This is a genomic window from Algoriphagus boseongensis (assembly GCF_004362805.1).
GTDB lineage: Bacteria > Bacteroidota > Bacteroidia > Cytophagales > Cyclobacteriaceae > Algoriphagus > Algoriphagus boseongensis.
Genome location: NZ_SNYF01000008.1, coordinates 396,529 through 421,442, shown reverse-complemented (window position 1 = coordinate 421,442; position 24,914 = coordinate 396,529). Strand labels below are relative to the sequence as shown.

The 24,914-nt window shown below is 40.2% G+C and carries 19 protein-coding genes and 1 tRNA gene; 4 read left to right on the top strand and 16 right to left on the bottom strand.

The window, feature by feature from the left end:
* Positions 1-509: 509 nt before the first annotated feature.
* The 6 genes from DFQ04_RS15640 to DFQ04_RS15615 all read right to left on the bottom strand — a co-directional run bounded on the left by DFQ04_RS15640 (position 510) and on the right by DFQ04_RS15615 (position 8,475).
* Entirely contained in the window at positions 510-1,532 is a 1,023-nt protein-coding gene (locus DFQ04_RS15640; RefSeq protein ID WP_133557571.1) for a PorP/SprF family type IX secretion system membrane protein, read from the bottom strand.
* Complete coding sequence (locus DFQ04_RS15635; protein WP_133557569.1) at positions 1,529-3,838, bottom strand: PKD domain-containing protein; 2,310 nt, start codon at positions 3,836-3,838, stop codon at positions 1,529-1,531. The genes DFQ04_RS15640 and DFQ04_RS15635 overlap by 4 nt, the downstream gene beginning before the upstream one ends.
* Positions 3,839-3,968: 130 nt before the next feature.
* On the bottom strand, positions 3,969-5,240 hold the full coding sequence (locus DFQ04_RS15630; RefSeq protein ID WP_133557567.1) for an adenylosuccinate synthase: 1,272 nt from the start codon (positions 5,238-5,240) through the stop codon (positions 3,969-3,971).
* A 157-nt stretch (positions 5,241-5,397) separates the two neighbouring features.
* A complete protein-coding gene (locus DFQ04_RS15625; RefSeq protein WP_133557565.1) occupies positions 5,398-5,739 on the bottom strand; it encodes an STAS domain-containing protein in 342 nt (113 codons plus the stop codon).
* Entirely contained in the window at positions 5,739-6,206 is a 468-nt protein-coding gene (locus DFQ04_RS15620) for a Fur family transcriptional regulator (protein WP_133557563.1), read from the bottom strand. Before DFQ04_RS15620 ends, DFQ04_RS15625 begins: the two co-directional genes overlap by 1 nt.
* Positions 6,207-6,258: 52 nt before the next feature.
* A complete protein-coding gene (locus DFQ04_RS15615; RefSeq protein ID WP_133557561.1) occupies positions 6,259-8,475 on the bottom strand; it encodes a RelA/SpoT family protein in 2,217 nt (738 codons plus the stop codon).
* Between the two features lie 169 nt (positions 8,476-8,644).
* On the opposite strand from DFQ04_RS15615, the gene DFQ04_RS15610 reads away from it, so the two are divergent.
* The 4 genes from DFQ04_RS15610 (at position 8,645) to clpX (ending at position 12,118) form a co-directional block, all read left to right on the top strand.
* A tRNA-Leu gene (locus tag DFQ04_RS15610) sits at positions 8,645-8,726 on the top strand.
* 90 nt (positions 8,727-8,816) lie between these two features.
* Positions 8,817-10,145, top strand: a complete 1,329-nt coding sequence (gene tig, locus DFQ04_RS15605) for a trigger factor (RefSeq protein WP_133557559.1) — start codon at positions 8,817-8,819, stop codon at positions 10,143-10,145.
* 75 nt (positions 10,146-10,220) lie between these two features.
* The gene (locus DFQ04_RS15600) at positions 10,221-10,895 is read left to right on the top strand and encodes an ATP-dependent Clp protease proteolytic subunit (RefSeq protein WP_133557556.1); all 675 of its coding nucleotides are present in this window, start codon (positions 10,221-10,223) and stop codon (positions 10,893-10,895) included.
* On the top strand, positions 10,895-12,118 hold the full coding sequence (gene clpX, locus DFQ04_RS15595; RefSeq protein WP_133557554.1) for an ATP-dependent Clp protease ATP-binding subunit ClpX: 1,224 nt from the start codon (positions 10,895-10,897) through the stop codon (positions 12,116-12,118). The genes DFQ04_RS15600 and clpX overlap by 1 nt, the downstream gene beginning before the upstream one ends.
* Before the next feature lie 32 nt (positions 12,119-12,150).
* Here the strand turns inward: clpX and lpxB are convergent, their stop codons facing one another.
* From lpxB to DFQ04_RS15545, 10 genes are all read right to left on the bottom strand, one after another.
* Positions 12,151-13,254 carry a lipid-A-disaccharide synthase gene (gene lpxB, locus DFQ04_RS15590; RefSeq protein WP_133557552.1) on the bottom strand — a complete coding sequence of 368 codons (1,104 nt, stop codon included), beginning with the start codon at positions 13,252-13,254 and terminating at the stop codon, positions 12,151-12,153.
* 67 nt (positions 13,255-13,321) lie between these two features.
* Positions 13,322-13,741, bottom strand: a complete 420-nt coding sequence (locus tag DFQ04_RS15585) for a 6-pyruvoyl trahydropterin synthase family protein (RefSeq protein ID WP_133557550.1) — start codon at positions 13,739-13,741, stop codon at positions 13,322-13,324.
* A gap of 82 nt (positions 13,742-13,823) precedes the next feature.
* Positions 13,824-14,489, bottom strand: coding sequence for a hypothetical protein (locus DFQ04_RS15580; RefSeq protein ID WP_133557548.1), 666 nt, complete (start codon positions 14,487-14,489; stop codon positions 13,824-13,826).
* 72 nt (positions 14,490-14,561) lie between these two features.
* Positions 14,562-15,020, bottom strand: a complete 459-nt coding sequence (locus DFQ04_RS15575) for a Calx-beta domain-containing protein (RefSeq protein WP_133557546.1) — start codon at positions 15,018-15,020, stop codon at positions 14,562-14,564.
* Positions 15,021-15,031: 11 nt separating this feature from the next.
* Entirely contained in the window at positions 15,032-16,537 is a 1,506-nt protein-coding gene (locus DFQ04_RS15570; protein WP_243739698.1) for a RagB/SusD family nutrient uptake outer membrane protein, read from the bottom strand.
* Positions 16,538-16,559: 22 nt separating this feature from the next.
* The gene (locus tag DFQ04_RS15565) at positions 16,560-19,604 is read right to left on the bottom strand and encodes a SusC/RagA family TonB-linked outer membrane protein (protein ID WP_133557542.1); all 3,045 of its coding nucleotides are present in this window, start codon (positions 19,602-19,604) and stop codon (positions 16,560-16,562) included.
* A gap of 456 nt (positions 19,605-20,060) precedes the next feature.
* A complete protein-coding gene (locus tag DFQ04_RS15560) occupies positions 20,061-21,989 on the bottom strand; it encodes an OmpA family protein (RefSeq protein WP_133557540.1) in 1,929 nt (642 codons plus the stop codon).
* Between the two features lie 4 nt (positions 21,990-21,993).
* Positions 21,994-22,620 (bottom strand): 7-carboxy-7-deazaguanine synthase QueE, encoded by a 627-nt coding sequence (locus DFQ04_RS15555; protein ID WP_133557538.1) that lies wholly within the window; start codon positions 22,618-22,620, stop codon positions 21,994-21,996.
* Positions 22,621-22,737: 117 nt separating this feature from the next.
* Positions 22,738-23,190, bottom strand: a complete 453-nt coding sequence (locus DFQ04_RS15550; protein WP_133557536.1) for a GNAT family N-acetyltransferase — start codon at positions 23,188-23,190, stop codon at positions 22,738-22,740.
* 117 nt (positions 23,191-23,307) lie between these two features.
* Positions 23,308-24,897 (bottom strand): amidohydrolase, encoded by a 1,590-nt coding sequence (locus tag DFQ04_RS15545; RefSeq protein WP_133557534.1) that lies wholly within the window; start codon positions 24,895-24,897, stop codon positions 23,308-23,310.
* Positions 24,898-24,914: the final 17 nt, after the last annotated feature.

Sequence of the window (24,914 nt, the reverse complement as noted above, 5' to 3'; positions counted from 1 at the left end):
ATCATTTGTACACGCTATGACTACTAAATTTCATCACAGCTGCCCTGTCTTTCTTCAGGTTTTTTTCGCCTTACATCACTTCAAAGAACTTGTCCCGGATCTTGTTCCGAGCCTGTCAAAAACCGCTGTCTCCAGCACAGTTTTTCGTTTTATTTTTCCCCGTTCCTTCCGAACAGGGTTGCAAAGGTAACCATCTTTTCTTTCTTCACAACACCCAAAGCAAAATAAAATTTTATTTTTTCTTCAGGCTTTTTCTCCTTCCCTGCCTCCCCTCGCCCTCTTTTCAATTCCCCACAACACCGTTCGCGTCGTTTGGGAGTGCAAATATCTCTAAATTTTATTCCACTACAATAGCAAAACCCTAAAAATCCTTGCTTTTTGGATAACTGCTTGAAAATGATCTATAAAATTTTCACTAATGAATTAACAAATCAAGATCATTTCAGACTCGTTTTTTGCGACAAAAATCACATAAGTCAAAATATTATTCTAAAAAATTGGTACAACACCTAATATCTAAAGGTTGGCAAAGGTGCAAAATATCTTTTTCTTGGGTCTTTTGACGAAAAGACATACCTAACAGATATTTCGTGAGAACCACCAGAACCCTGATAGCCTAATTTGGATATAGGAAAATCGAAACTATAACCCAGTTCCAGACCTGAATCTAAACTCACCCCAAAAAGGGCCACGAACGATTCATTATTAGGTAAATCGTATTTAGAAGGAAGTCCGCGATACCAAAAACCCAAAACCAAAGGCTCAAAGAAAAATTCAGCTCCAAGGTCTAACTGGGAATATTGCCCCTGCTTTTTAAAATTAAAACCAAGAGCTACAGACCTTTCTTGATCCACATTATTAAAATAATCATTGATGTCCCCAGAGGTAAGATTAAATCGATATCCTCCATGCAGGGCATATTTCATCGGAAGTTTGTAATTGCTACCAGCCAAAAAGCTAATTTCAGGTCTCAACAGATGGGATGCAGCAACTCCTAGCCAAACTTTTTTACCAAAATAAATCAATCCGGCATGGGCATCAGCTGACTTGATCTGACTATCACCTTCAAAGCCGTCTCCAGGATTTCCCAGAATTGTTCCTTTATTAATGTCTAACTGAGTTCCCAAGATAACTCTATCAAAAAATGCATCTCTAGAAATGAAACTCCCCTGAACCCCTGCCTGAATAAAATCACTTTCAGAGATTTTCAACCTGTAACTGTAGGCTACCCCAAGTTCAACCAGACTCGTTTGAGTAAAAGATTCATTTACACCTTGAATAATTACCCCGAATCCTGAATTCATCTTTTCATTATAAAAATCATAATATCCAGTATACGCCAAAAAAGTCTGGTCTAAAGCTGGCCATTGGTTTCTAAAATTTACACCTGCTCGACTCATCCCAGTGCTTCCTACCATACCGGGATTTAAATAAATTGGGTTGGCGTAATATTGACTGTATTGAATATCCTGGGTATTTCCTGTCAAGGAAATAGCAAAAAAAATCACCCCTATACACAAAAAAAATTTCATCTGATCAACCTGAATTTTCCGCTTTCCCTTACTGATTCTCCTTCTGTACTCAAACCATTAAACCGATAAACATAGACCCCGGGATCCTGAAGCTTGCCTTCCAATGTCCCATCCCATCCTTCGGAATTCAGATCATCGGTTCGGAAAATTAATTCTCCCCAAATATTAAAAATCAATAGTTCGATTTGAACCAATCCCTTCCATTTAGGAATAAATGTGGTGTTTTGATCGCTATTTGGTGTAAACCCTGTCGGAAACATGACCCGATAACTTCGAGTGATGGAAACAGTTTTCTCTTTAGTTGAGGGACAACCATATTTATCCTCCACAGTCAATTTGACCATGAATTGTCCCTTCTTCCCAAACACATGAACTGGATTTTTTTCTGTTGAGGATTGTCCATCGCCAAAATCCCAAAGCCACTTTTCCGCTTTATCATCCACTTCACTGGTAAATTCAATGGGGTCTGAAGGAAATATTCCCCCGCTTTCATCATCTTTTATGTCCGTCCCTTCTACTACAAAATCAAAATCAACTTCCAATTTTTTCTGTTGAATGTAAACTTCCAATTCCACAGGCTCAGAATAACAATCCAGGGATTTAGGTTTGACTTGTAGGGAATAAATCCCAGACGCCTTAATGGCTTTCATTTCATCATTTAAAAATCTTCCAGCCTGACCAGAAAGCAAATAGTCAAATTTCTCTTTATCGTACCCCTGGATAGCTTGAGTGGCATCCACTGCCTGAGTAGGATCACAGCTCACCAAGACAATCCCTTCTTCAAGAACCGGAGTGTCTGGAAATTCAACAATTAGCTTTTGGGATTTGGCAGGGCAGCCTTTTAGATTGTAGCCCCATACTTCATATTCACCCTCCTCGCTAATTTGAATTTCCTGATTGAATTCTCCTTCCACTAATTCCCCATCTTTATACCATTCAAATCGCTGATACTTTTCCGGACCTAGTCCCTCTAAAACAACCGACTCTCCAATACATAAGTCGACTTTTTCCTGAACCTCGGATTTTCCTTTCACAAAAAGGGAAATTGGCTCTGGAGATTCATTAATATCCAATGTGATGGAATTCCCCTCTGAGGTTTTCCCATAATTATCCGTGATCGTATAAAATACAGTTACCTGCTTTCCAATAAATTCCTCATTTGGAGTAAAGCTAAATCCACCAGCATTGTCACTGGCTCTAAAAACTCCCTCAGGTACGACCAAAAATCTATTTTGCTCCAGGCAACGTGCTTGATTACATAGGTCTCCTTCGTTTTTGACGATATCCTCTTTTGTTCTGAAAAATTGCAAACAGCGTATAGTACTATTGATATTGGGAAGCCTTACATTTTTATCCTCAATCACAAATTGATTTTCTTGACCTGCACAGGAGGAAAAGTCTACAATATTTACCCCTTCTGGGTTTTGTAAGGCCTCGTCATTGGAAACTTCGACAATTAAGTTTCTGATTTCATGAAAATTTGAAAACCCTCCCGTAGAAGCTGAAAATCCAATTTTAAGGTTTTTTGGGGCAGGAAAATCATAGGGTCGATCAAAAATGGTTACCATTCTAGGCTGATTGGGACTGGTAGTCACCATCATTCTGACAGTTATAAAATACCCAACTCCATCAGGATCTGGCTGGAGTTCCACAAAAACCTTCCGATAGCCTATTTGATTGGGATCGGTCACTCTAAAGGTACCCGCTCCACCAGAGCTAATGGTAAACTGAGAACCGGGATTAAATCCATCTTTATCCGTCCCTACATCATTGGTTTTTCTTCCCACAACAAATGGATAACCATTCCTTCCATTGCCAGGACCTCGTAGGACAATCGCATCTGGAGCCCTTCCGTTTGCATTTAAAGCGGCAAAGCCTCCTACCCTTCCTTCGGTGCTATTTCCAAAATTCCCAAACTCATCAAAGCCTAAACCTAAATATCCATTGGATAATCCTGATTCACTATCTCTTTGAGCGTATCCTAAGGAACCTCCAAATCCACCAGCATTGAACACTGGAGTGTCTCCATCAAAAAGAAACATCGCCAAACCATCCGCCAGAAATTGTCCTATTCCACCATAACTGAAATATTCAAACTCAACCTTTAATCCATAGGAAGAAGGAAAAGGGACATTGATATAGACATACCCCCGTTGATTATTTTGATTTGAGGTAAGTCGCAAAACCCCTTCGATTAATCTGGCATCTCCTCCAAAAATCGTTTCATTGAGGGTATTGGGAGTTTGAAAAGTTTCGCAATAGGGAAAGCCGATCTGCGCAGACGCAGGTAAAATCCCCCATCCCATCCAGAAAATGATTAAAAATAAACCCAGCCTCTTCAAAGGAATTCTTTTTCTCGAAAATAGGGGCTATAGCCGCATAAAACAAAAAGCTCCAAGGAATTATCCTAGGAGCTTCTTAAAAGATTTATTTTAGTTACCTCAAAATGGTCTGACTTCTATCAGGGCCTACCGAAACCAGTTTTATAGGCACATGGAGTTCAGACTCTAGATAGGTCACATAGTCTTTTAATTCTGTAGGGAAATCTTCATACTTGCGAACATCTGCCAATGAGCAATGCCAGCCTTTCATTGTCTTGTAGACTGGCTTCACATCCATGTCAGTAATTTCAAAACTCAATCGGTCTATTTTGCTTCCATCCGGCAATTCGTAATGTGTACAAATTTTGATTTCATCAAAAATATTCAACACATCAGCCTTCATCATAAATAATTGGGTCACCCCATTAATCATGATGGAATATTTCAAAGCAGGGATATCCAACCATCCACATCTTCTCGGACGACCTGTGGTGCTTCCAAATTCATTCCCTTCTTTTCTCATTGCCTCCCCAGTCTCATCAAAAAGCTCTGTAGGGAAAGGTCCGCTACCTACTCGTGTACAATAGGCTTTGAAAATCCCGAAGACTTCACCGATTCGAGAAGGAGCTACACCAAGGCCAGTGCAAGCGCCAGCGGTCATGGTATTAGAACTGGTAACAAAAGGATAGCTTCCAAAATCAACGTCCAAAAGAGAGCCTTGAGCTCCTTCTGCCAAAATCTTTTTGTTAGAAGCTAAAGCATCATTGACCACATATTCGCTGTCAATCAGATTTAGCGTTTTCACAAACTCAACAGCTTCGAAAAACTGGCTTTCCATTTCCTCTAACTTATCCAAAGGATAATTGTAGAAGGAAAGCGTGGTCTTGTGCTTTTCCAAAAGCGTATCATATTTTTCTCTGAAATCAGGGCTCAAAATATCTCCGATTCTTAAAGCAGATCTACCAATTTTATCCTGATACGTAGGTCCAATCCCTTTAAGGGTTGAGCCAATTTTTTTATCTCCTTTAGACTGCTCGTATGCTGCATCAAGTAATTTATGGGTAGGAACTATTATGGTAGCCTTTTTTGAAATCACCAGATTTTTCCTGTAGTCAATGGAGAATTTCCCCAATCCATCGATTTCCTTTTTCAAAATAATCGGATCAAGAACGACTCCATTCCCGATGATATTGAGGATTTGAGAGCGAAAAATACCAGACGGAATTTGATGCAAGACGTGCTTTATGCCATCAAATTCTAGTGTATGACCCGCATTTGGGCCACCTTGAAATCTGGCAACTACCTCATATTGAGGCGCAAGTACGTCAACGATTTTACCTTTTCCTTCATCTCCCCACTGGAGACCCAGCAATACATCCATCTTCATTTGATGTGCGATCTAAGCGAAATTTTGAGTTTTTTAAAGGGCGAAATTTGCGATAAGGGCAAAGAAAACCAAGGGAAACAGCTATTATTTCAGCTTGAAATTAAAAAACAGTAAAGGCTGCCCAAAAGCAGCCTTTTACAAATTGAGTATGTGCTACCTATTTCTTTGCCTTAAAATCCTCCACTGAATCAAATACAGTGAAAATGTTATTCAGCTTAGTAATGATCAAAAGCTTCTTGACATGCTCAGAAGGTGAAGTGAGATAAACCTCTCCTCCGACATTTCTCATTTTTGTAAGCATAGTGATCAAAAGCCCAATTCCGCTCGAACTAATGTAACGAACCTCACTCAGATCAATTACAAAGGTTTTTGCTCCTTCCTGAATAGCGTCTGAAACCAATTCCACCAATTTTGGACCTATCTCATCCCCGATCAGATCACCTTGGATAAATAGATAGTTGGCTTTTTCATCTTTTTGATGCGTGTAAGTCAGTTTCATCAGTTTAGTTTTTTATTTGGGCAGTTTACTTTGTGGCAATTTCCGTAAAGAATCAAGGAATGATGCAAGACCTTAAAGTCAAGAATTTCTCCTACGGTATTTTGGATGTTTTGGATTCTTGGATCACAGAATTCCAGTACTTGGTTGCAATCCACGCAGATAAGATGGTCATGCTGCTTGTACCCATACGATTTTTCGAATTGGGCAAGGTTCTTTCCAAACTGATGTTTGGTCACCAAATCGCACTCAACCAATAAATCCAAAGTATTGTACACTGTAGCCCTACTGACTCGGTAATTCTTGTTTTTCATGCTGATGTACAAACCTTCTACATCAAAATGTCCCGTCCGGCTGTAGATTTCCTCCAAAATAGCATATCGCTCAGGAGTCTTTCGCAGTTTTTGGGTTTCCAGATAAGCAGTAAATATCTTTTTGACTTCCTCGAAATGAGCAGTGTTCAAAGTCATCTTTTCGTATTTTTTTCAAATATAACTTTTGTTGATAAGAAATGATTCAAGCCTAATCAAACCTGGAAACTTTGATGATTCCGTCTACTTGTTGAAGGTTTTTTATCAGGTGGTCGAGGTGTTCGGTACTGTGGACATAAAGTTTGATGGTTCCTTCAAAAATTCCAGCATCAGAATCCACGGTAATGGATCTCATATTTACTTTCAATTCATTTGAAATCACCTTGGTAACATCATTGATCAAACCAACCCGATCTGTACCTACAATCCTTAGCCCTGCTAAAAAAGCAATTTCCTTTTGACTAGTCCACCTGGCTTTAATCACTCGATTTCCATGATTAGAAAGAAGTTCGAGCGCATTTGGGCAGGAAGTTCGGTGGATTTTTATCCCTTCATTGACAGTCACAAAACCGAAAACATCATCACCGGGGATTGGATTACAGCATTTGGCAAGGATGTAATCCACGACGTCCATATCTTCTCCGATCAGCAACTGATCGTGATCCGGACCTTTGAGGCTTTTGATTTCCTTGGTAAAGGAAGACTCGTCTTTTACTTTTTCAGAGGACTTCGCCTTTAGTTTTTGATTTTCCTTAAAGTCCTTGAAAGACTTGATAGAAGTCGGATCAATAATTCCTTTCCCGACTCGATAATAAAATTCATTAGCTGTTTTGAGTTCGAAGTAAGCTCGAAGCTGTTCGATTGTTTCCGAGGTAAACTCAATTTTCATCGCTTTGAGTTTTCTCTGCACAATCTCTCGACCATCCAAGATAGCGGATTTTTTCTCCTCTCTTAAAGCGTCTTTAATTTTTGCCTTAGCCCTGGAAGTGACTACGTGATTCAGCCAATCTTCATTTGGCTTTTGTTTATTGGAAGTTAGAATCTCAACCTGATCCCCATTTTTCAGCTTATGGGTGATAGGAACCAGCTTTTGATTGACTTTGGCCCCTATACATTTTGCGCCAATTTCAGTGTGGATTTCAAAAGCAAAATCCAAGGCAGTTGCGCCAAAAGGCAATACTTTTAAATCTCCTTTAGGGGTAAAGACAAAAACTTCATCGTGGAATAGATTGCCTCTGAAGTCATCCATGAATTCAATGGCATTTCCGTCATTGGATTCCAGCATACTTCTGACCTGATTAATCCAATCATCTAGTCCAGAGCCGGATTTACCAGAGGAATCCTTTTCCTTGTATTTCCAATGGGCTGCATACCCTTTTTCCGCGATTTCATCCATTCTGGAGGTTCGGATTTGCACCTCCACCCATTGACCGGTATTACTCATGACCGTGGTGTGCAGGGATTCGTAGCCATTTGACCTAGGGGTACTAATCCAGTCTCTTAGCCTGTCTGGATTTGGCCTGTAAAAATCTGTCACTACAGAATAAACCTGCCAACAATCTGCCTTTTCATTTTCTAACTCACTGTCCAAAATGATTCGAATGGCAAAAAGGTCATACACTTCTTCGAAAGGTATCCCCTGCTTTTTCATTTTGTTGTAAATAGAATAAACAGATTTGGGTCTTCCTTTTATTGTAAAGTGGAAACCTTGGCGAGTTAATTCCTCCTCTATCGGCTGAATGAAATTCTTGATGAATTTATTCCGGTAGCTTTTAGACTCGTTGATTTTCTTGACAATTTCCTGATAGGTTTCTGTATCAGTAAACTTCAGATACAGATCTTCCAACTCTGACTTGATCGCATATAGGCCAAGCCTATGCGCTAAGGGAGCATAGAGATACATGGTCTCGGAGGCAATTTTCAACTGCTTATGCCTTGGCATACTTCCAAGAGTCCGCATGTTATTGAGACGGTCTGCAATCTTGATCAAAATCACCCGAACATCATCCGAGAGGGTAAGCAGCATTTTACGGAAATTTTCCGCCTGCTGAGAGCTACCATAATCAAATACACCGGAAATTTTGGTCAACCCATCAATAATGGTCATGACCTTGTGGCCAAACTCCCTCTGAATATCCTCCAGCTCCATGTCAGTATCCTCCACCACATCATGAAGTAGGGCTGCGATAATAGATGTTGTACCCAGACCTATTTCTTCTACGCAGACTAGGGCTACTTCCAAGGGATGATAAATGTAGGGTTCGCCAGACTTTCTTCTCATATCCTTGTGGGCCTCAAGGGATATGTTGAATGCCTTTTTGATCAGCTTGGTATCGCCGGGTTTTAAAATCGGCTTTGCCTGACGAAGCAGTCTTCTGTAGCGTTTGAGTATTTCGTTTCTTTCTTCTTCTAAATCCACTTGGATCATATGAGAGGATTTTTATTCAAAGTTTGAGATAGTATGGGATTGATTCCAATTTTTTCTGAATTATTTTTTCTTCACACTTGCGAAAAATTGGAATATGTATTTACCTTTGCAACCACAATTGGAAAACGAGGTCATTTGATCAAATAATCTCGGTCTGATTGAATCCAATGCGGATGTGGCGAAATTGGTAGACGCACTAGACTTAGGATCTAGCGCCGCGAGGCATGGGGGTTCGAGTCCCTCCATCCGCACAGCTCAAGCCCTCAATCACTCCACTGTTTTGATCAGACAGGAAAGTGATTGGGGGTTTTTAATTCAACATCTGTTTAATACGATACACCTTGGAAATTACATTAGACAAGCATTCAGCAAATCAAGCCTTAATTAAAATTAAGCTAAACGAAGCAGATTATCAACCAAAGGTAGATGCGAAACTAAAAGATTACGCAAAGAAAGCTGCCATCAAAGGTTTTAGACCTGGAAAGGCTCCTGTTTCCATGGTTAAAAATATTTACGGAATGTCTGTTTTGGTGGACGAAATCAATTCCATCCTGAGTGAATCCCTAAACAACTACTTAAAAGAGCAAACATTTCGCATTTTAGGCGAACCACTTCCAGTAGAAAAAGAAGATAATTCCATCGATTGGAAGGCTCAAAAAGATTTTGACTTCGAATACAAAATTGGATTTGTTGAGTCAGTAGAACTTCCTTTAGATAATAAAACCAAAGGAACAAAATATTCTATTAAGGTAGATGACAAATTGGTGAATGAGACAATCGACAACTTGAAGTCTCAATACGGTGAAAGTACCAACCCTGAAGTTTCAGAGGCAGGTGACAATATTTACGGTGACCTTAAAGTCATTGATGGAAATTTTTCCAAGACTCTTTCCCTTCCAACTTCTAAACTTTCTAAAAAACTAGCTGCAAAATTCATTGGCATTTCTAAAGAAGCTGTTGTTGAATTTGAGGCTAAGGAAGTTAAGAAAGACGAATGGTCTGAGGCTTTTGGACTTTCTGCTGAAGAAGCTGCTGAGGCAAAAGGAGCTTTCACATTCACTGTTAAAAACATCAATAGAACTGCTGAAGCTGAGCTTAACCAAGAGTTTTTTGATAAAATCTTCGGACCTGATCAGGTAAAATCTTTGGAAGAATTTACTGAAAAAGTTCGCGAGACCTTGCAGTCTAGCTATGATCGCGAATCTAAAGTCTTCACTGAAGAAGAATTGAAGAAAGTTTTGGTTGAAAAAGCTAAAATTGACTTGCCAGATACTTTCCTTAAAGAATGGTTGATCAGAGCCAATGATGGAAAAGTGACTGAAGAAGATGTGGAGAAAGAATATCCAATCTACGCCAACCAACTGACTTGGTCTTTGATTTCAAATCAAATTGCCAAAGACAACGGAATCCAAGCTGAGCATGCTGACGTAATTGAGAAGACTAAGGAAATGATCCGTGAACAATTTGCCTCTTCAGGCCTTGGCGCTCAATTGGAAGCGAGCATGGACGTTTTTGTAGACAATTATTTAAAAGGAAATGAAGGTCAAAACTACATGAACATGTTGACCTCAGTCCAGAATGATAAAGTACTTGCTTTCGTTCAGGAAAAGATTGATTTGAAAGAAAAGAACATTTCAATCGACGAATTCAAGGAACTTTTGGAGAAGTAAATCGATTTAGAGAGTTATATTGAAAAGTCCTTTTTTAAGGACTTTTTTATTTTTGTTACCACAACAAGCTCAAAAATGATCAACAAAGAAGAATTCAGAAAGTACGCTATTCACAATCAAGGCGTTAGTGGAACTGCATTTGACCAGTATACCACTCATATCGAAAATATGACTCGGTCGGTAATCGAAGAGAGACCGCAAAATTTCCGGGAAATTGATGTTTTCTCCCGATTGATTATGGATCGGATAATTTTCTTGGGTACCGGAGTAGACGATCATATTGCCAATATCATCGTTGCTCAGTTGCTTTTCTTGGAATCTGTAGATTCTAAAAAAGACGTTTTGCTTTATATCAATAGCCCAGGAGGTTCCGTGACAGCAGGTCTGGGAATCTATGACACCATGCAATACATCGGCCCTGATGTGGCAACCATCTGTACAGGTATTGCAGCTTCTATGGGTGCCGTACTTTTGGCAGGAGGTGCAAAAGATAAAAGATCTGCTTTGCAACATTCCAGAGTGATGATTCACCAGCCTTCTGGAGGCATGCAGGGTCAATCCAAGGACATGGAAATTTCATTGAAATTGATTCTTGCCATGCGTCAAGAATTGTATCAGATCCTTTCCAATCACACAGGGAAAACATTTGAAGAAATCGAAAGAGATTCAGACCGTGATTATTGGTTGAAAGCTCCTGAAGCCAAAGAGTACGGCTTAATTGATGAAGTTTTAGTAAAAAAAACTAAATAATGGCTCAAGTTACCTGCTCCTTTTGTGGCAGAAATAAGAAAGATGTGGATCTGATGGTATCGGGTATTTCTGCCCATATCTGTAATTTCTGCATCGAACAAGCTCACTTAATCTTAGGAGAGGAGGAAAAGACCAAAAAATCTACCGCCAAACCAAAGTTTAATCTCAAAAAACCGAAGGAACTTACCTCCTACTTGGATCAATACGTCATTGGCCAAGAAGATGCGAAAAAGGTGCTTACTGTGGCGGTTTATAACCATTACAAGCGTCTTCAACAAAAGGAAGATCATGATGAAATCAAGATTGAGAAATCAAACATTATCATGGTTGGTGATACCGGAACAGGTAAAACCTATTTGGCAAAGACTTTAGCCAAGATTCTTGAAGTTCCTTTTTGCATCGCTGATGCCACAGTTCTTACAGAAGCAGGATATGTTGGTGAGGATGTAGAAAGCATACTTACCCGATTACTTCAGGCTGCTGACTACAATGTAGAGGCCGCTGAGAGAGGAATCGTATATATCGATGAGATTGATAAGATTGCTAGAAAATCAGACAACCCATCCATCACTCGCGATGTAAGTGGAGAAGGTGTTCAGCAAGCCATGCTCAAGCTTCTTGAAGGAACTGTAGTAAATGTACCCCCACAAGGAGGTAGAAAGCATCCGGATCAAAAAATGATTGCGGTAAACACGGAAAATATCCTGTTCATTTGCGGTGGAGCTTTTGACGGAATTGCAAGACATATCGGAAAAAGATTGAACACCCAGCCGATGGGGTTCAGCAAAGCCAAAGGAACCATGGTGGCGGACAGGGAAAATCTACTTCAATACGTTACTGCACAAGATTTGAAAGCCTTTGGATTGATCCCAGAATTGATCGGACGGCTTCCTGTTTTGACTCATTTAGATCCCTTGCACAAGGAAGCCCTGAAGCGAATCCTAACCGAACCAAAAAATGCATTGGTAAAACAATACACCAAGCTTTTGGCAATGGAAGGAGTAGCGCTGAAGTTCGAGGATAGCGCTTTGGATTTTATTGTAGACAAAGCAGTGGAATACAATTTGGGAGCTCGAGGTCTTCGCTCAATTTGTGAGGCGATTATCACTGACGCCATGTATGAATTGCCTTCCGATGATACTATTAAAGAATTGGTGATTGACTCGGCTTATGCCAAATTCCAGTTTGAAAAATCGAAATTTAAAAGACTTCAAGTTGCCTAATAAAAGCCCTGCCACTCAGCAGGGCTTTATTTTTATATGCTATCCAAGATATATTTTGCTGTAGTATCAGATGCGCTTTGGTCACCAATTTTTTCCAAAATCAGGTCATACCCTTGTAGCATTTCACCCTTATAAACCACATTGGTAAATATCCTTTGAAGCTCATTTTTCAGATTTCCCACTGAAAAATCATCCTGAATCAACTCTTTGACTACTTCTTTGCCTGCAATTAAATTAGGCAGTGAGATAAAAGGAACACGTATCAAACGCTTAGCGATTTGGTATGAAATCGATGAAGTACGATAAACCACTATTTGAGGAACTCTAAATAAAGCGGTCTCCAAAGTCGCAGTTCCAGAAGTCACCACGGCTGCAGTGGCATGGGAAAGCAAATCATAAGTCTGGTTGAACACCAACTTAATTCCAGCAGATTTGGCAGGAGCATAAAGGGATTCCGGCAAACTATCCACTCCAGCCACCACAAACTGGGCATTTGGAAATTCTTTGACCAAAGCAATCATTTTGTCCAACATGCCCTTAATCTCTTGTTTTCTGCTTCCTGGCAAAAGAGCAATGATAGGCAGGTAATTCAGCTCATTTTTTTGAAAGAAGAAATCATGGGTTTTAAACTTACTAATTTCATCCAGAAGGGGGTTACCCACATAATGGACTTTCATTCCAAACTTTTCAAAAAATTCAGGCTCAAAAGGTAAAATGGAATAAATCTGATGAGTAATTGCCTTTAGTTGGAGCGCTCGGTTTTGATTCCAAGCCCAGACTTTTGGAGGAATATAATAATGAACTGCAATCCCTTGCTCTTTGGCATATGCAGCAATTTTCATATTGAATCCACCATAATCAACTAGGATCAAAGCATCTGGTCTGTATTTTTGAATATCATTCTTGACCAGATTGAGGTACTTAATTACTTTTCGAAAGCCCAAAACCACTTCCAAAAAACCCATCAACGCAACGTCTTTATAGTCGACAGCCAGCTCTACTCCTGCTTCTTCAGAATAGCTCCCTCCCATTCCTCGAAATGAAATTTCAGGATCTAATCTTTTCATCGCCAAAACCAAATTAGAGGCATGAAGGTCTCCTGATCGCTCGCCTGAAATGATGTAAACTTTTTTCAAAACTTGAATGGTTTAAAAAAATAAAAGTAGGTGCTACGACCTACTTTTCAATCAAGGTATTTAAGATTTATTCCCCATAATATTCCACGAAATTCCGTGGGGTTTCGTAAAGAGTCAATTTATACAACCCCCCATTCTTGGTGATTTCTTTAACGGCAGGCTCAAGGATTTTCCAAAATTCCATCACCAAAATCTCACAACTTGCCAATTTGCCCACCATAAAATCCACATCTACATTAAGATTTTTATGATCTACTTTATCAATAACCGATCTCCTGATTAATGTACTCAACTGCTTGAGATCTACTACAAAACCTGTCTCTGGATCTGGCAAACCCTTCACGGTGACAATCAATTCGAAGTTGTGACCATGCCAGTTTACATTGGCGCAAGGACCAAAAACTTCAAAATTTTTCTCATCTGACCATTTCGGATTCCAAAGTTTATGGGCAGCGTTAAAATGTTCCTTCCTGGAAATGTAAATCATTTCTTAACGTAAATAGCTCGCAAAATTATAAAAAAAGTCCCTGAATGAAAATTCAGGGACTCAATCTTCAGAATTCCTAAAATTACCGATTTAAAGCCCGAACCAATACCCGGACATCTTCCGTATTCTTGAGGTTTAGTTTTTGAGATTTTTGGAGCGAATTCACTTTGGACATTTCATCTCCAAAAATTGATTCCATTTCCTTTGTTTTATTCTTGAAAAGGAAAACCTGATCGTCTTTTACAATAAATAGGTCCTCCTGATCTTGAAATACTTTTGCAGCTTGCGCACCATAGGTAGCAGCAACATCGTCAGTCATGATTTTATACCGGTAAATAAGCAAAGTGTATTTACCCGTCTCCAATACCTGCAAAAACCTCTTTTTCCCAAGGGTAGGAATAGTATACCTGGAAGTAAATTCCACCGATTCACCAGTTTCTCCAATCCAGGAAAACCCATTTAATTTTTCTGGGGCATAGGAATATAGATTGCCTTCTAGTTTGTATTCCAAGGTATTTTCGTACCCATTAATAGCTATTTGAAGACCCTCTACCGTTTGCCCGGTTGATAAATAGATCTTTCCTTCCTTGAAATCGGCAACATATGGAGAGCCCTTAACCTCACGATAAGGGTTATTCATTATTGGATTACCAGTTCCATTATCTCTCAGCACAGAAAGCTGGCCGTAAGAGAATTTAGTAAAGGAAAGAAGAAAAACGAGGACGAAAATTAATTTTTCAGTTTTCATAGATTCAAGGAAAAAAAAGACCGGATAAACCGGTCTTTTTGTAAAGTTAGATATTCTCCTCCAAATGGAGGATTATCTTGTAATTCTAATTTGAACTTGCTTGTAGTTTTCGCTTGGGGAAATAGTAGCATTTCCATCCAATTGCAATAACAAGTCAACAGAACCTCCAAGTGAACCAGTATTAACTACGTTAATGGTCAAAGTACCTACACTTGAGTTAGCAGGGATAACCAATGTACCTGCAGTAGTATAATCAGTACCAGCTACCGCTGTCGTACCTTCTGCTACCACCGAATAATTGATTGTCTCATCAGTAGATCTCTGAGGAGCTACCAAGTTTACTTGAAGACTTACAGTACCCACTTTATTGTTTACTGTAATTCTTGGATATTTCTGACCTGCTACAGGAGTTCTTACAACTGCATCTTGAAATTCCACCAAAGAGCCATCCCAAAGAGGATAGTCTTGCTCAATGCAAGAAGAGAATACTAGAACCAAGGCCAGTGTTACTAGAGATAATATCTTTTTCATGATTTCTTATTTTAGTATCCTCTGTTTTGGTTAAGATTTGGGTTACCGTCTACTTCTCTTTGAGGAATAGGAGGCAAGATTTTGAAGTCATCAAACTGAAGGTTTACAGCAGGTGTAGTCTTAATAACTGGCTTACCATATCTCTTCAAATCAAACCATCTGTGACCTTCGAAAGCAAATTCTTTAAATCTTTCCAAAAGGATCTCATCAAGAAGAGCCTGACCAGTCAAAGTAACAGGAGTAAGTCCTCTCAAAGCTTTAAACGCATTCAATTCAGTCAAGGCAGCTGATTCATTTTTCAACTGATAGTTTGCCTCTGCTCTGTTCAAGTGCATTTCAGACTTTCTGATAACAGGAACGTTGTCAGCATAAGCGAAACCACTTTTAGACATAAACTTGGTATTTTCGATTTGACGTCCAGCACCTCTCACGGTATTTCCAGTAGTGTACAGCTGAGCACGAATATCTGAGTTTCTAGTTACGTCCCAGTTGTTATTATCACTAGCTGGAGAGCCAAGCTGAAGTGGAGCTAACCCAAAGAAACCACGTACAGTAGCATTTGGAATGAAATCACCCCATCCACCTTGAGAATTCTTATTGGTAAGGTTCAACAAAGCAGTATAAGAAGACTGAAGAGATTCGTTAACACCAATTGACTCTTCTGCCAATGCAAATCTAACTTCGAACATGGACTCTGGGTTAACTGGAGCTCTCCATCCATTCACATAAGCACTTCCTGAAAGAACCACACCTACGTTAGATGCCAATGCAGTGGTAGCTTCTTCAACAGCCTTGTTCCAGTCACCTTTGTACAAAGCAACTCTTGACAACAAAGCAGAAGCAGAAGCTGATGATGCGTATTGAACACCTCTTGAAGTCAACAATCTTTTTGCATCCTCTAGATCAGTGTAGATCTGAGCATAAACTTCATCGATTGTAGCTCTTGCAGGCTGTCTGTTGAAAGCTGCATCAGAGGTAATTACACCTTCAGTAACCAAAGGAATACCACCCTGATCAACTACACCCGGCTGATAAATAGCTGTTGGGATGTAGGAATAAACTTTTACTAGATCAAAGTAATACAAAGCTCTCAAGAACTTAGCTTCACCTTCCCAACGAGCCAACTGAGCTGCAGAAGCACCTTCTACACCAGATAAGCCGTCGATGATTAGGTTAGCTTCGTTGATTCCGAAGTAGCTGTTTTGCCAGAAACCAGCTTGAAAATGCGCATTTGGCTGATTGTTATTTTCACCAATCAAACGGCCAGAGTTACTGGTGGTTTGTCCTACATCAGCTAGTGCATCAGAAAGAGCCAACAAATCTCTACCATAATTTCTAACAGACCTCAAACGGGCATATACCGAGTTGAGAGCCGCATCCATTGCATCAGGAGTATTCAAGGCACCATTGGCATCAATGGATTGTCTTGGATCTACCTGTAATGCGCTATCACAAGCACCCATAAGGAAAGATCCCACCAAGGCAAGTGACAACACAGCTTTATTAAATATTTTCATGTTTTTCATCTCATTTAGGTGATTAGAAGCCTATTTGAATACCGAAGGTGTAATTCTTAGTCAAAGGAATTTGACCTGTACCAGCTCCTGTGAATTCAGGATCATATCCTGGATAGTCAGCATATGTCCAAAGATTCAAACCCTGTAGGTAAACTCTAGCTCTTGACAAACCAATTTTGCTTACCAAAGAAGGCTGGAAGCTATATCCAACTGTCAACTGAGAAAGTCTGATAAAGTCTCCTTTCAACAAGGAAGCAGAACCAGTATTTCTACTAGCACCTCTGGTTTCATTACCAGCATTGGTGGTCAAGTTTCTTGGAATATCTGTGATTTGACCAGGAGTAGTCCAAGACCTATCGTTTACTTCTCTAAGTGCATTCAAAGTCAAACGAGTACCGTTTTCTCTCAAGAAGCTATACTGACCGTCTGTGAATACCGCTCCATATTCGTATACGAAGAAGGCTGTCAATTCAAATCCTTTGAAAGAGAAAGTATTATTCAAACCACCAAAAATTGTTGCAAGGTTAGAACCATAGTAGATTCTATCAGCAGCCAAAGGAAGGTAAGTGATATTTCTGTTGATATCATACCACATTGGGCGACCAGTAGCTGGGTTTACACCTGCATATTCTTGAACAAAGTTTGCCCCTGTACCATCTCTACCAACTGGCTGACCAACGGCGATCCCTGGGTTAGCAGGAAGAAATTCCAAATCGTCATAAAGGCTTACCACCTGGTTTTTGATTTTACTGAAGTTGAAGCTTGTATTCCAGCGGAATCCGCCTTTATCAATGTTTACTGTAGTGACTTCAAATTCAATACCCTTGTTCTGCAATTCACCTACGTTATTGGCAATATCGCTGAAACCGTTTGTCCAAAGGATAGGCTGATTCAACAACAAGTCTTTGGTTCTTCTGTCAAATACGTCCAAGGAACCTGTCACTCTGTTTCCAAAGAAACCATAATCCAAACCTAAGTTCAAGGTTGTGTTAGTTTCCCATCCTAGGTTTAAGTTGGCCAAGGAAGTAGGTAGGATACCAGCACTACCAGAGTAGTTACCTCCTCCACCGTAAAGACCTCTTGCATCAAAGTTTCCGATCTGGTCGTTACCAGTCAAACCGTAAGAAGCTCTTAATTTCAATTCAGAAACTGAATTAGATTCTTTTAAGAAATCTTCTTCAACAATGCTCCAACCCAAACGGATAGAAGGGAACAAACCATATCTATTGTTTTCACCGAATCGGGAAGAACCGTCATATCGGGCAGTTACAGTAGCAAGATATTTTTTCTTGTAATCGTAATTAACAGATCCGAAGAAGCCCATTCTTCTGTAACCAGTCCAGAAACCAGTAATAGATTCAGGAGTTGCAGCAGACTGAATAGTTCTGAATTGGAAAGTTGGGAAACCGATACCAGCACCAGAAATACCTTCTCTAGTCTCAGACACAAATTCAAAACCAAGGATAGCTGAAAGGTTATGAACGTTGTTATATGACTTATTCCAGTTCAAAGTCTGGGTCGTGATGAAACGAGTTCTCCAATCTTGCTGAACAGAGCTTCTACCTCTTACACCAGCTCCATCAGGAGTTCTTGGGTCACGGTAGGAATCACCCTGAAGCAATCTGTAATCCAAACCAAACAAAGATCTGAAAGACAAGTTTGGAAGGATTTTGTATGTACCAATCATGTTACCTACTGCAGTGTTGGTTCTCTGAAGACCTGAGTTGTATTCATTTACCAATACTACGTTTTGACCAAGAACGCCACCAATGGAAGTATTAAAGGTTCCATCTTCATTGTAAATTGGGTTGTGAGCCAAAATAGCAGAGGAAGAGAAAGCAGGGCTACCCAAGAATGAACCTGAAACTGCAAAAGGTACATTTTGCTGGAAAGTAGAAAGGTTCATATTGGTTTCAATATTCAACTTACTATTCGCCTGATGAGACAATGCAATTCTTACTGTACCTCTTTCAAAGTCAACTGGCTTGAATGAAGATTCTTGGTAGTTATAAGATCCAGAAAGGAAGAAGGTTGTTTTGTCATCTCCACCTGAAACTGAAAGTTCATAGTTCTGAAGTCTACCAGATCCCATAACTTCTCTTTGCCAATCATAAGTAGGAAGATCCAAACCAATTTGGTTAAGTTCTTCTCTAGACAATTGCTGCCAGTTTGAAGGAAGACGGCCCATGTTACTTAAAGTGTTGGCCTCAGGAAGGGTATTACCAGAATTGATGTAAGCATCTCTTCTCATTTCAAACCATTCAGATCCACCAAGTACGTCCAAGTATTTCATTGGCTGAGTTTCACCGGCGAAGGCATTGAATTCGAATTTCGCTTTACCTTGCTTACCTTTTTTGGTTGTAATAATTACAACACCGTTAGCAGCCTGAGAACCATAAATAGCTGCAGATGCAGCATCTTTAAGGATTTCCATAGACTCGATGTCGTTAGGATTCAAAAAGGCAAGCGGGTTAGACTGGGTAAATGCAGCGTTGGACTGGTTGTTCAATTGAACACCATCAACAATAAACAAAGGCTCGTTACCAGCGTTGATTGAACCAACACCACGAATACGAATGTTTACTGCACCACCTGGGAGACCGTTAGAAGATCTTACCTGAACACCAGCTGCACGTCCTTGAAGAGCACGGTCAAATGATTGAAGTGGTAGGTTTTGGATGGCTTCACCTTTTACAGAAGAAACCGCACCGGTTACTTCTCTTTTAGGCTGGGTACCATAACCCGTTACGATTACTTCACCTAATGCGGTGACGTCTGATTCCAGAGCCACATCGATGGTGGTTCTGCTGCCGATGGTTACTTCACGGGACAACAAGCCCACAAAGCTAAATACCAACACATTGTTTCCGGCAGGGACTGTGATAGAATACTTACCATCAATATCTGTGGCAGTACCTATTGTAGTTCCCTTAACCAGAACAGTCGCTCCTGGTACACCCATACCGTCTTCGGTAGAGGTTACGATACCAGTAATCACACGGCTTTGGGCAAATGCAATAGCACTTCCCAAAAACAGCATGAGTCCTAGAAGTAAAACTTTCCTCATATGTTAAAATTTGGTTTATTAAAGATCAATTTTATCCTCGAAAATTGATTTTACAAAACTACTTACCACTAATGGATAGGAAATGTTTTTTTACTCTTATTTAGATTAAATCTGAAAAGTGGATTTTTGAAAAAATTAAATTCTGTTTTTGATGGAATATTCTACATTTTTGAAATTTAACTTATGTTAAGGATAGGTTAACAAAAGTTAATTTTTTTTCATTTTTTTGAAAATAGTCCTAAAAATCAAGGTGTCAGTTTCAATTTTTATTTGAACGGAAAAATTCCTGTGTGATTTTTAGCCCCTTTGGGACGAGGAAAAATGCCCCTTATTTTATTTTATTTGGAATTTTATTTTGTTTTATAACAAACAAAACTAGTGTTATATATATAATTTTATAAAAAGTTATATAAACTATATGAGTTATATATTTTTTCAAAATTTCATTTCGAGAATCTAAAGAACTTTGATTGTGATCCGCCGATTCAAAGCTTGATTAGCCGGATTGATATTGGGAACCATCGGCTCGGCATCTCCTTTTCCCTCCACTAGTATTCTACCTTGATGAAGTCCTTCCTTCACCAAGTAGGTTTGGACACTTTTTGCTCGTTGCAGGCTTAGGGTTTTATTGTAGGCAGCGCTTCCAATATTGTCCGTATGCCCAGATACTAAAATATTCACGTTGGGATTTTCCTGTAAAAACTTAACCAGCCTCTTCAAAGAAGAAAGGGATTCAGGTTTTAAATCATATTTGTCAAATTCGAAGAAGACGTTCTCAAATACAAATTCCTCTCCTGAAGCAACTGGGGTCAATTCAACCTTAAGATCTTTTACGTTTTGAATTTTGTCCCTCTCCACATTATAAATCTTTGGCAGAAATCCTTTCTTCTCCACATAAAGCCCTGAAACTGCCTTTTCTGGATAAAGCATCATGAAGTCCCCGGTTTTCCCATCTGACTTAAACTCATAGAGCGTGCTGTCATTGGTAAGAGAAACCAAAGAAAGGGTTGCCTCTATAGGCTGTCCTGTTTTGGCATTAAAAACCTTCCCCTCGGTCACCGTGAGATTATCTCCCAGGTAAATTTCTTCTGGGAATTTGAATCTATAAATCAGGGATCGGTCATGTTCAGAGCCACTTTCCCCTTTGGTCAATTCTGTGTAATACGCGTAATCTTTTTGTGCAGTAATAAACAAGGCCACTTGATCCAAGTGGTCATTGATCGGGATTCCCATATTTTCAGGTTCCTGAAACTCCCCATTTTCAACCCTGGAAAGAAAAATATCCATTCCCCCAAATCCTTGATGCCCGTCAGAAGCAAAAAAGAGGATCTCATTATTAAAGAACATAAATGGAGAAATCTCGTCTTTTGCTGTGTTTACCACATTCCCTAGATTTTTGGCCTCAGACCAACTCCCGTCTTTTTGCCTTACCGAATACCAAATATCATTTCCTCCATATCCTCCTCTTCTATTTGAAGAAAAAAACAAAAGCCTACCATCCGCTGAAAGCGAGGGTTGGGAATCCCAGGATCGGGAATTGACTTTGGTCCCCATATTGGTAGGTCTTTGCCAGGTGCCATTTACTTTGTAGGCTACATACAAGTCACAGCTTCCATTTGAATCAGGGGCATCGCAGGAAGTATAAATCAAAATATTACCATCAGCAGTGACCGAACATGTTCCTTCATTATAAGGCGAGTTAATCGTCTGGGCTATGCTTTGGGGTGGGGTCCAACCCTCATCTGCCTTTTTATAAGAAGTATAAATGTCTTCTTTGTCGTAGTTTCCTGTTCCGTCCCTCTTTGTAAAAAGAATCTGTTCACCGTCAGCAGTTAAAACAGGAAAATATTGGAGCTGAAATTCATTGATCGGAGGAGGTAAAATCTCCTTTTCGATCACCATAACATCTCCCAATTGACTTTGCAAAAAATCCATTTGAGCTTTCATCTGCTGGTAATACATGGATTTCTTAAATCCAGCATCAAAAATAGGATCGGCACAATTAAACTCCCTGTAGGCTTCTTGAAACCTTCCCTGCTTTAAATACAAATTGGAAAAAAGCCAGCCAAAGTCAGCTACATTTCTTGGAGTCGCGTTTTTTCCTCCTAACCTACCTTTTCCAACCAAGGCAATCTTCTCTGCCTCATTCAATTGGCCCATCGTGATGTAAAGCTGAGAAGCCTTGACATAGGCTTCTAAAAATGATCCCTCTCTTGCAATTGCTGCTTTATACTTTTCGATCGCCTGTTCGTACTGACGGGAAATCGTCAGTTGCTCAGCTTCTTCATACAGTCGAATTGCCCTTCCATCAATAATAGAATACGTCTGTGCCTCAACTTGAAAGCAGATCGCTAAAATCAACAGGAAAAACAAAACAGGGCGCATGAACTTAGGGTATGTCCATAAATTTATGCGTTTGTAGAGAAATTTTCCAATTTGGACGATTTTTAACATACTCTATGATCTCAGGAGTATATTTTGAGGCCTTTGACCATTCAGGTTGAAGTCTCAATTCGCAAGTAGTCCTGACCAATTTGGCATGCTCTTCTGCAAAAGCAAAATCAGAATGATGGTAAACCACCACTTTCAATTCATCTGCTACAGCGTAAATGGAAGGATCGGGTTTTTTGAATTTTTTGGGGGAAAAGCAAACCCAGTCAAAATTCCCAGAAAAAGGATGAGCTCCAGAGGTCTCTATATTTAAAGTGAATCCTTTTTCCTTCAAAAGCTTGGTCAAAGGCCCCAGATCATACATCAAAGGCTCACCTCCTGTGATCACCACGAGTCTACCGGGGAACTTCAAGGCCTCGTCTACAATTTTCTCAATGGATAAAACTGGCCACTTTCCGGCTTCCCAGCTTTCTTTGACATCGCACCAAACGCAACCTACATCACAACCTCCCAGCCTTATGAAATAAGCGGGATGCCCGGTAAATCGACCTTCTCCTTGGATAGTATAAAAAGCTTCCATGACTGGAAGCTGTAGCCCCGCGGCCACTTGTTCTTGGGTAGACATTTTGAATTTTTGGTAAAGCGGGTTATTCCACCGCTGAATGAGGGGCAAAGATAGGATTGAAAAATTACAAGATTGAAAAATTAGGACCCAATCTTCCAATTTTCGAATATTTCAATCTTACAATCGCTTATTCATCACCACCCGATAATCCTCCACACTTCCTTTGGGAATGACTTCGATGATTTTAAATCCTCTTTTCAACCCAAAAGCAATCATGGCCGGAAAGCGGTTTCGGGTTTTGAAAAAAACAGACTTGAAGCCTTTTTCTTTAGCCCATTTTTCCTGATGATCCGCCAATGCCTCGGCAATGCCTTGATTTCGAAATTCTGGCCTAACCCCGCCCATCCAAGAATAAAAGGAATCTGCGGTATCACTTTGGTAGCCCACCTTGAATCCAAGTAACTCACCTTCTTTCTCTGCTACTAAGGCCAAAAATAGCCGGTGCTTCAACCGTTCGGTATAAAAATCCAAAGAAGCCTTTCCTGGGAACTCCGGGATGCGTTCATGCACCCAGAGGAGTTCTTCGGGAAAGGCTTCTCTAATTATAAATGTGAAATTTGAAGATGTCATTTTTGATTTAAGAGGTACGAGTGACGAATTACGAGGTTATGTTAAACCTCTATCCTAATTCCAAAAGAGAAGCCTCTGAATTTTGGAATGAAGTACAATTTCTGCTCGTAATTCCTTTTAATCTTTCTTGATCGTCGGATACTTCACTCCCAACTGCTCCAAATACGTATCGTACTTCGTCTCGTCGTAGTAGTATTTCTCCAATTCAGGTCGGAATTTTTTCATAATCTCCTCATTCAGATAAATTGGAGGAGCATCTTCTTTGGTGATCATTGGCTTGTAGGTTTCTTCTTTGGTTTGGACATTTTTGAAATAGTCCCAAGCCTGATCCACCAATTCCGGCTTCAGTAAAAAATCCAAAATAGTCATCGCCTCAGCTTTCGCACCTGCAGTTACCCCCTTGTGGGCAATTGGGGTAGCCATAGCGATCGCATTTGCCCAATGGTGTCCAGGAAGTCCAGGGATATTAGATGGGAATCTCAACGTAACCGTAGGCAATACCCAAGAAACATCCCCGATATCATCCGAACCTCCGGATCTTAGTTCTCTTGCCGGACCGTCAAGGGTATCCAATTTAGTAGGCAAGCCTTCTTCTTTCGAACCTAGTTCTTTTTGAAGAGCTTTCGCTAAAGTCTGGTCATTTTCATCCCATTGCGGCAAACCTACCTTCTGGATATTGCTATACATGGTCTCAGCAATCACCTTATTAAAGTGTCTTGGCCAAGCGGTACCCATGATTTTGGAGGTCATCGTTGTTTTAGTCATCAAGGCCGCACCTTTTGCCACATCATTGGCTTGGTTGTACATATCCATAATGCCATCATACTTCACATCTCGGAAATAGTACCAAATGGAAGCTTGAGAAGGGACCACATTAGGCTGATCACCCCCATCTGTAATTACAGAGTGAGAACGCTTCAAAGGATCCAAATGCTCTCTCTTATAGTTCCAGCCAATATTCATCAATTCTGTAGCATCGGCGGCACTTCTTCCCCTCCAGGGTGCTCCAGCTGCATGAGCAGCTTCTCCTTCAAAAGTATATTCAACCGAAATCAATCCCGTTCCTGAGGCCTGCCCCCAGCTTACTCCAAGGTTATTCCCTACGTGGGTGAAAATGCAGATATCAATTCCATCAAAAACACCATCTCTAGCAAACCAAGCCTTTGCAGCTACCAATTCCTCAGCAATTCCAGGCCAAAGAACCAAGGTGCCTCCAATGTTTTCACGCTCCATGATTTGCTTTACCGCAAGGGCAGCTGTGATATTTAAGGGAATACCTGCATTGTGACCCTCTCCATGGCCTGGAGCACCTTCCACAATTGGCTTATGATAAGCAACACCGGGGTATTGGGAAGCTTTAGGTATATCATCCACATCTGATCCTAGGGCAATTACAGGTCCTTCACCATTACTCCATTTTGCAACCCAAGCCGTAGGAATTCCGGAAATTCCCCGCTCAATGGTAAATCCGTTTTTCTCCAAAACTCCTGTGAGATATTTTGAAGATTCAATTTCCTGAAATCCCAATTCAGCAAAACTGAAAACCTTGTCCACCATCACCTGACTCTGCTTGTGATTGTTTTGGACAATTTGAGCCACTTCGGCTTTAAGGGCTTCTATTTGCTTTGGGGAGTACTTTTTCTGCGCTAAGGAAGTGGAAGACAAGATCGCTCCCAACACCAAGCTTACTAGTAGGCTTTTTCTCATAAGGTCAATGGTTGAAT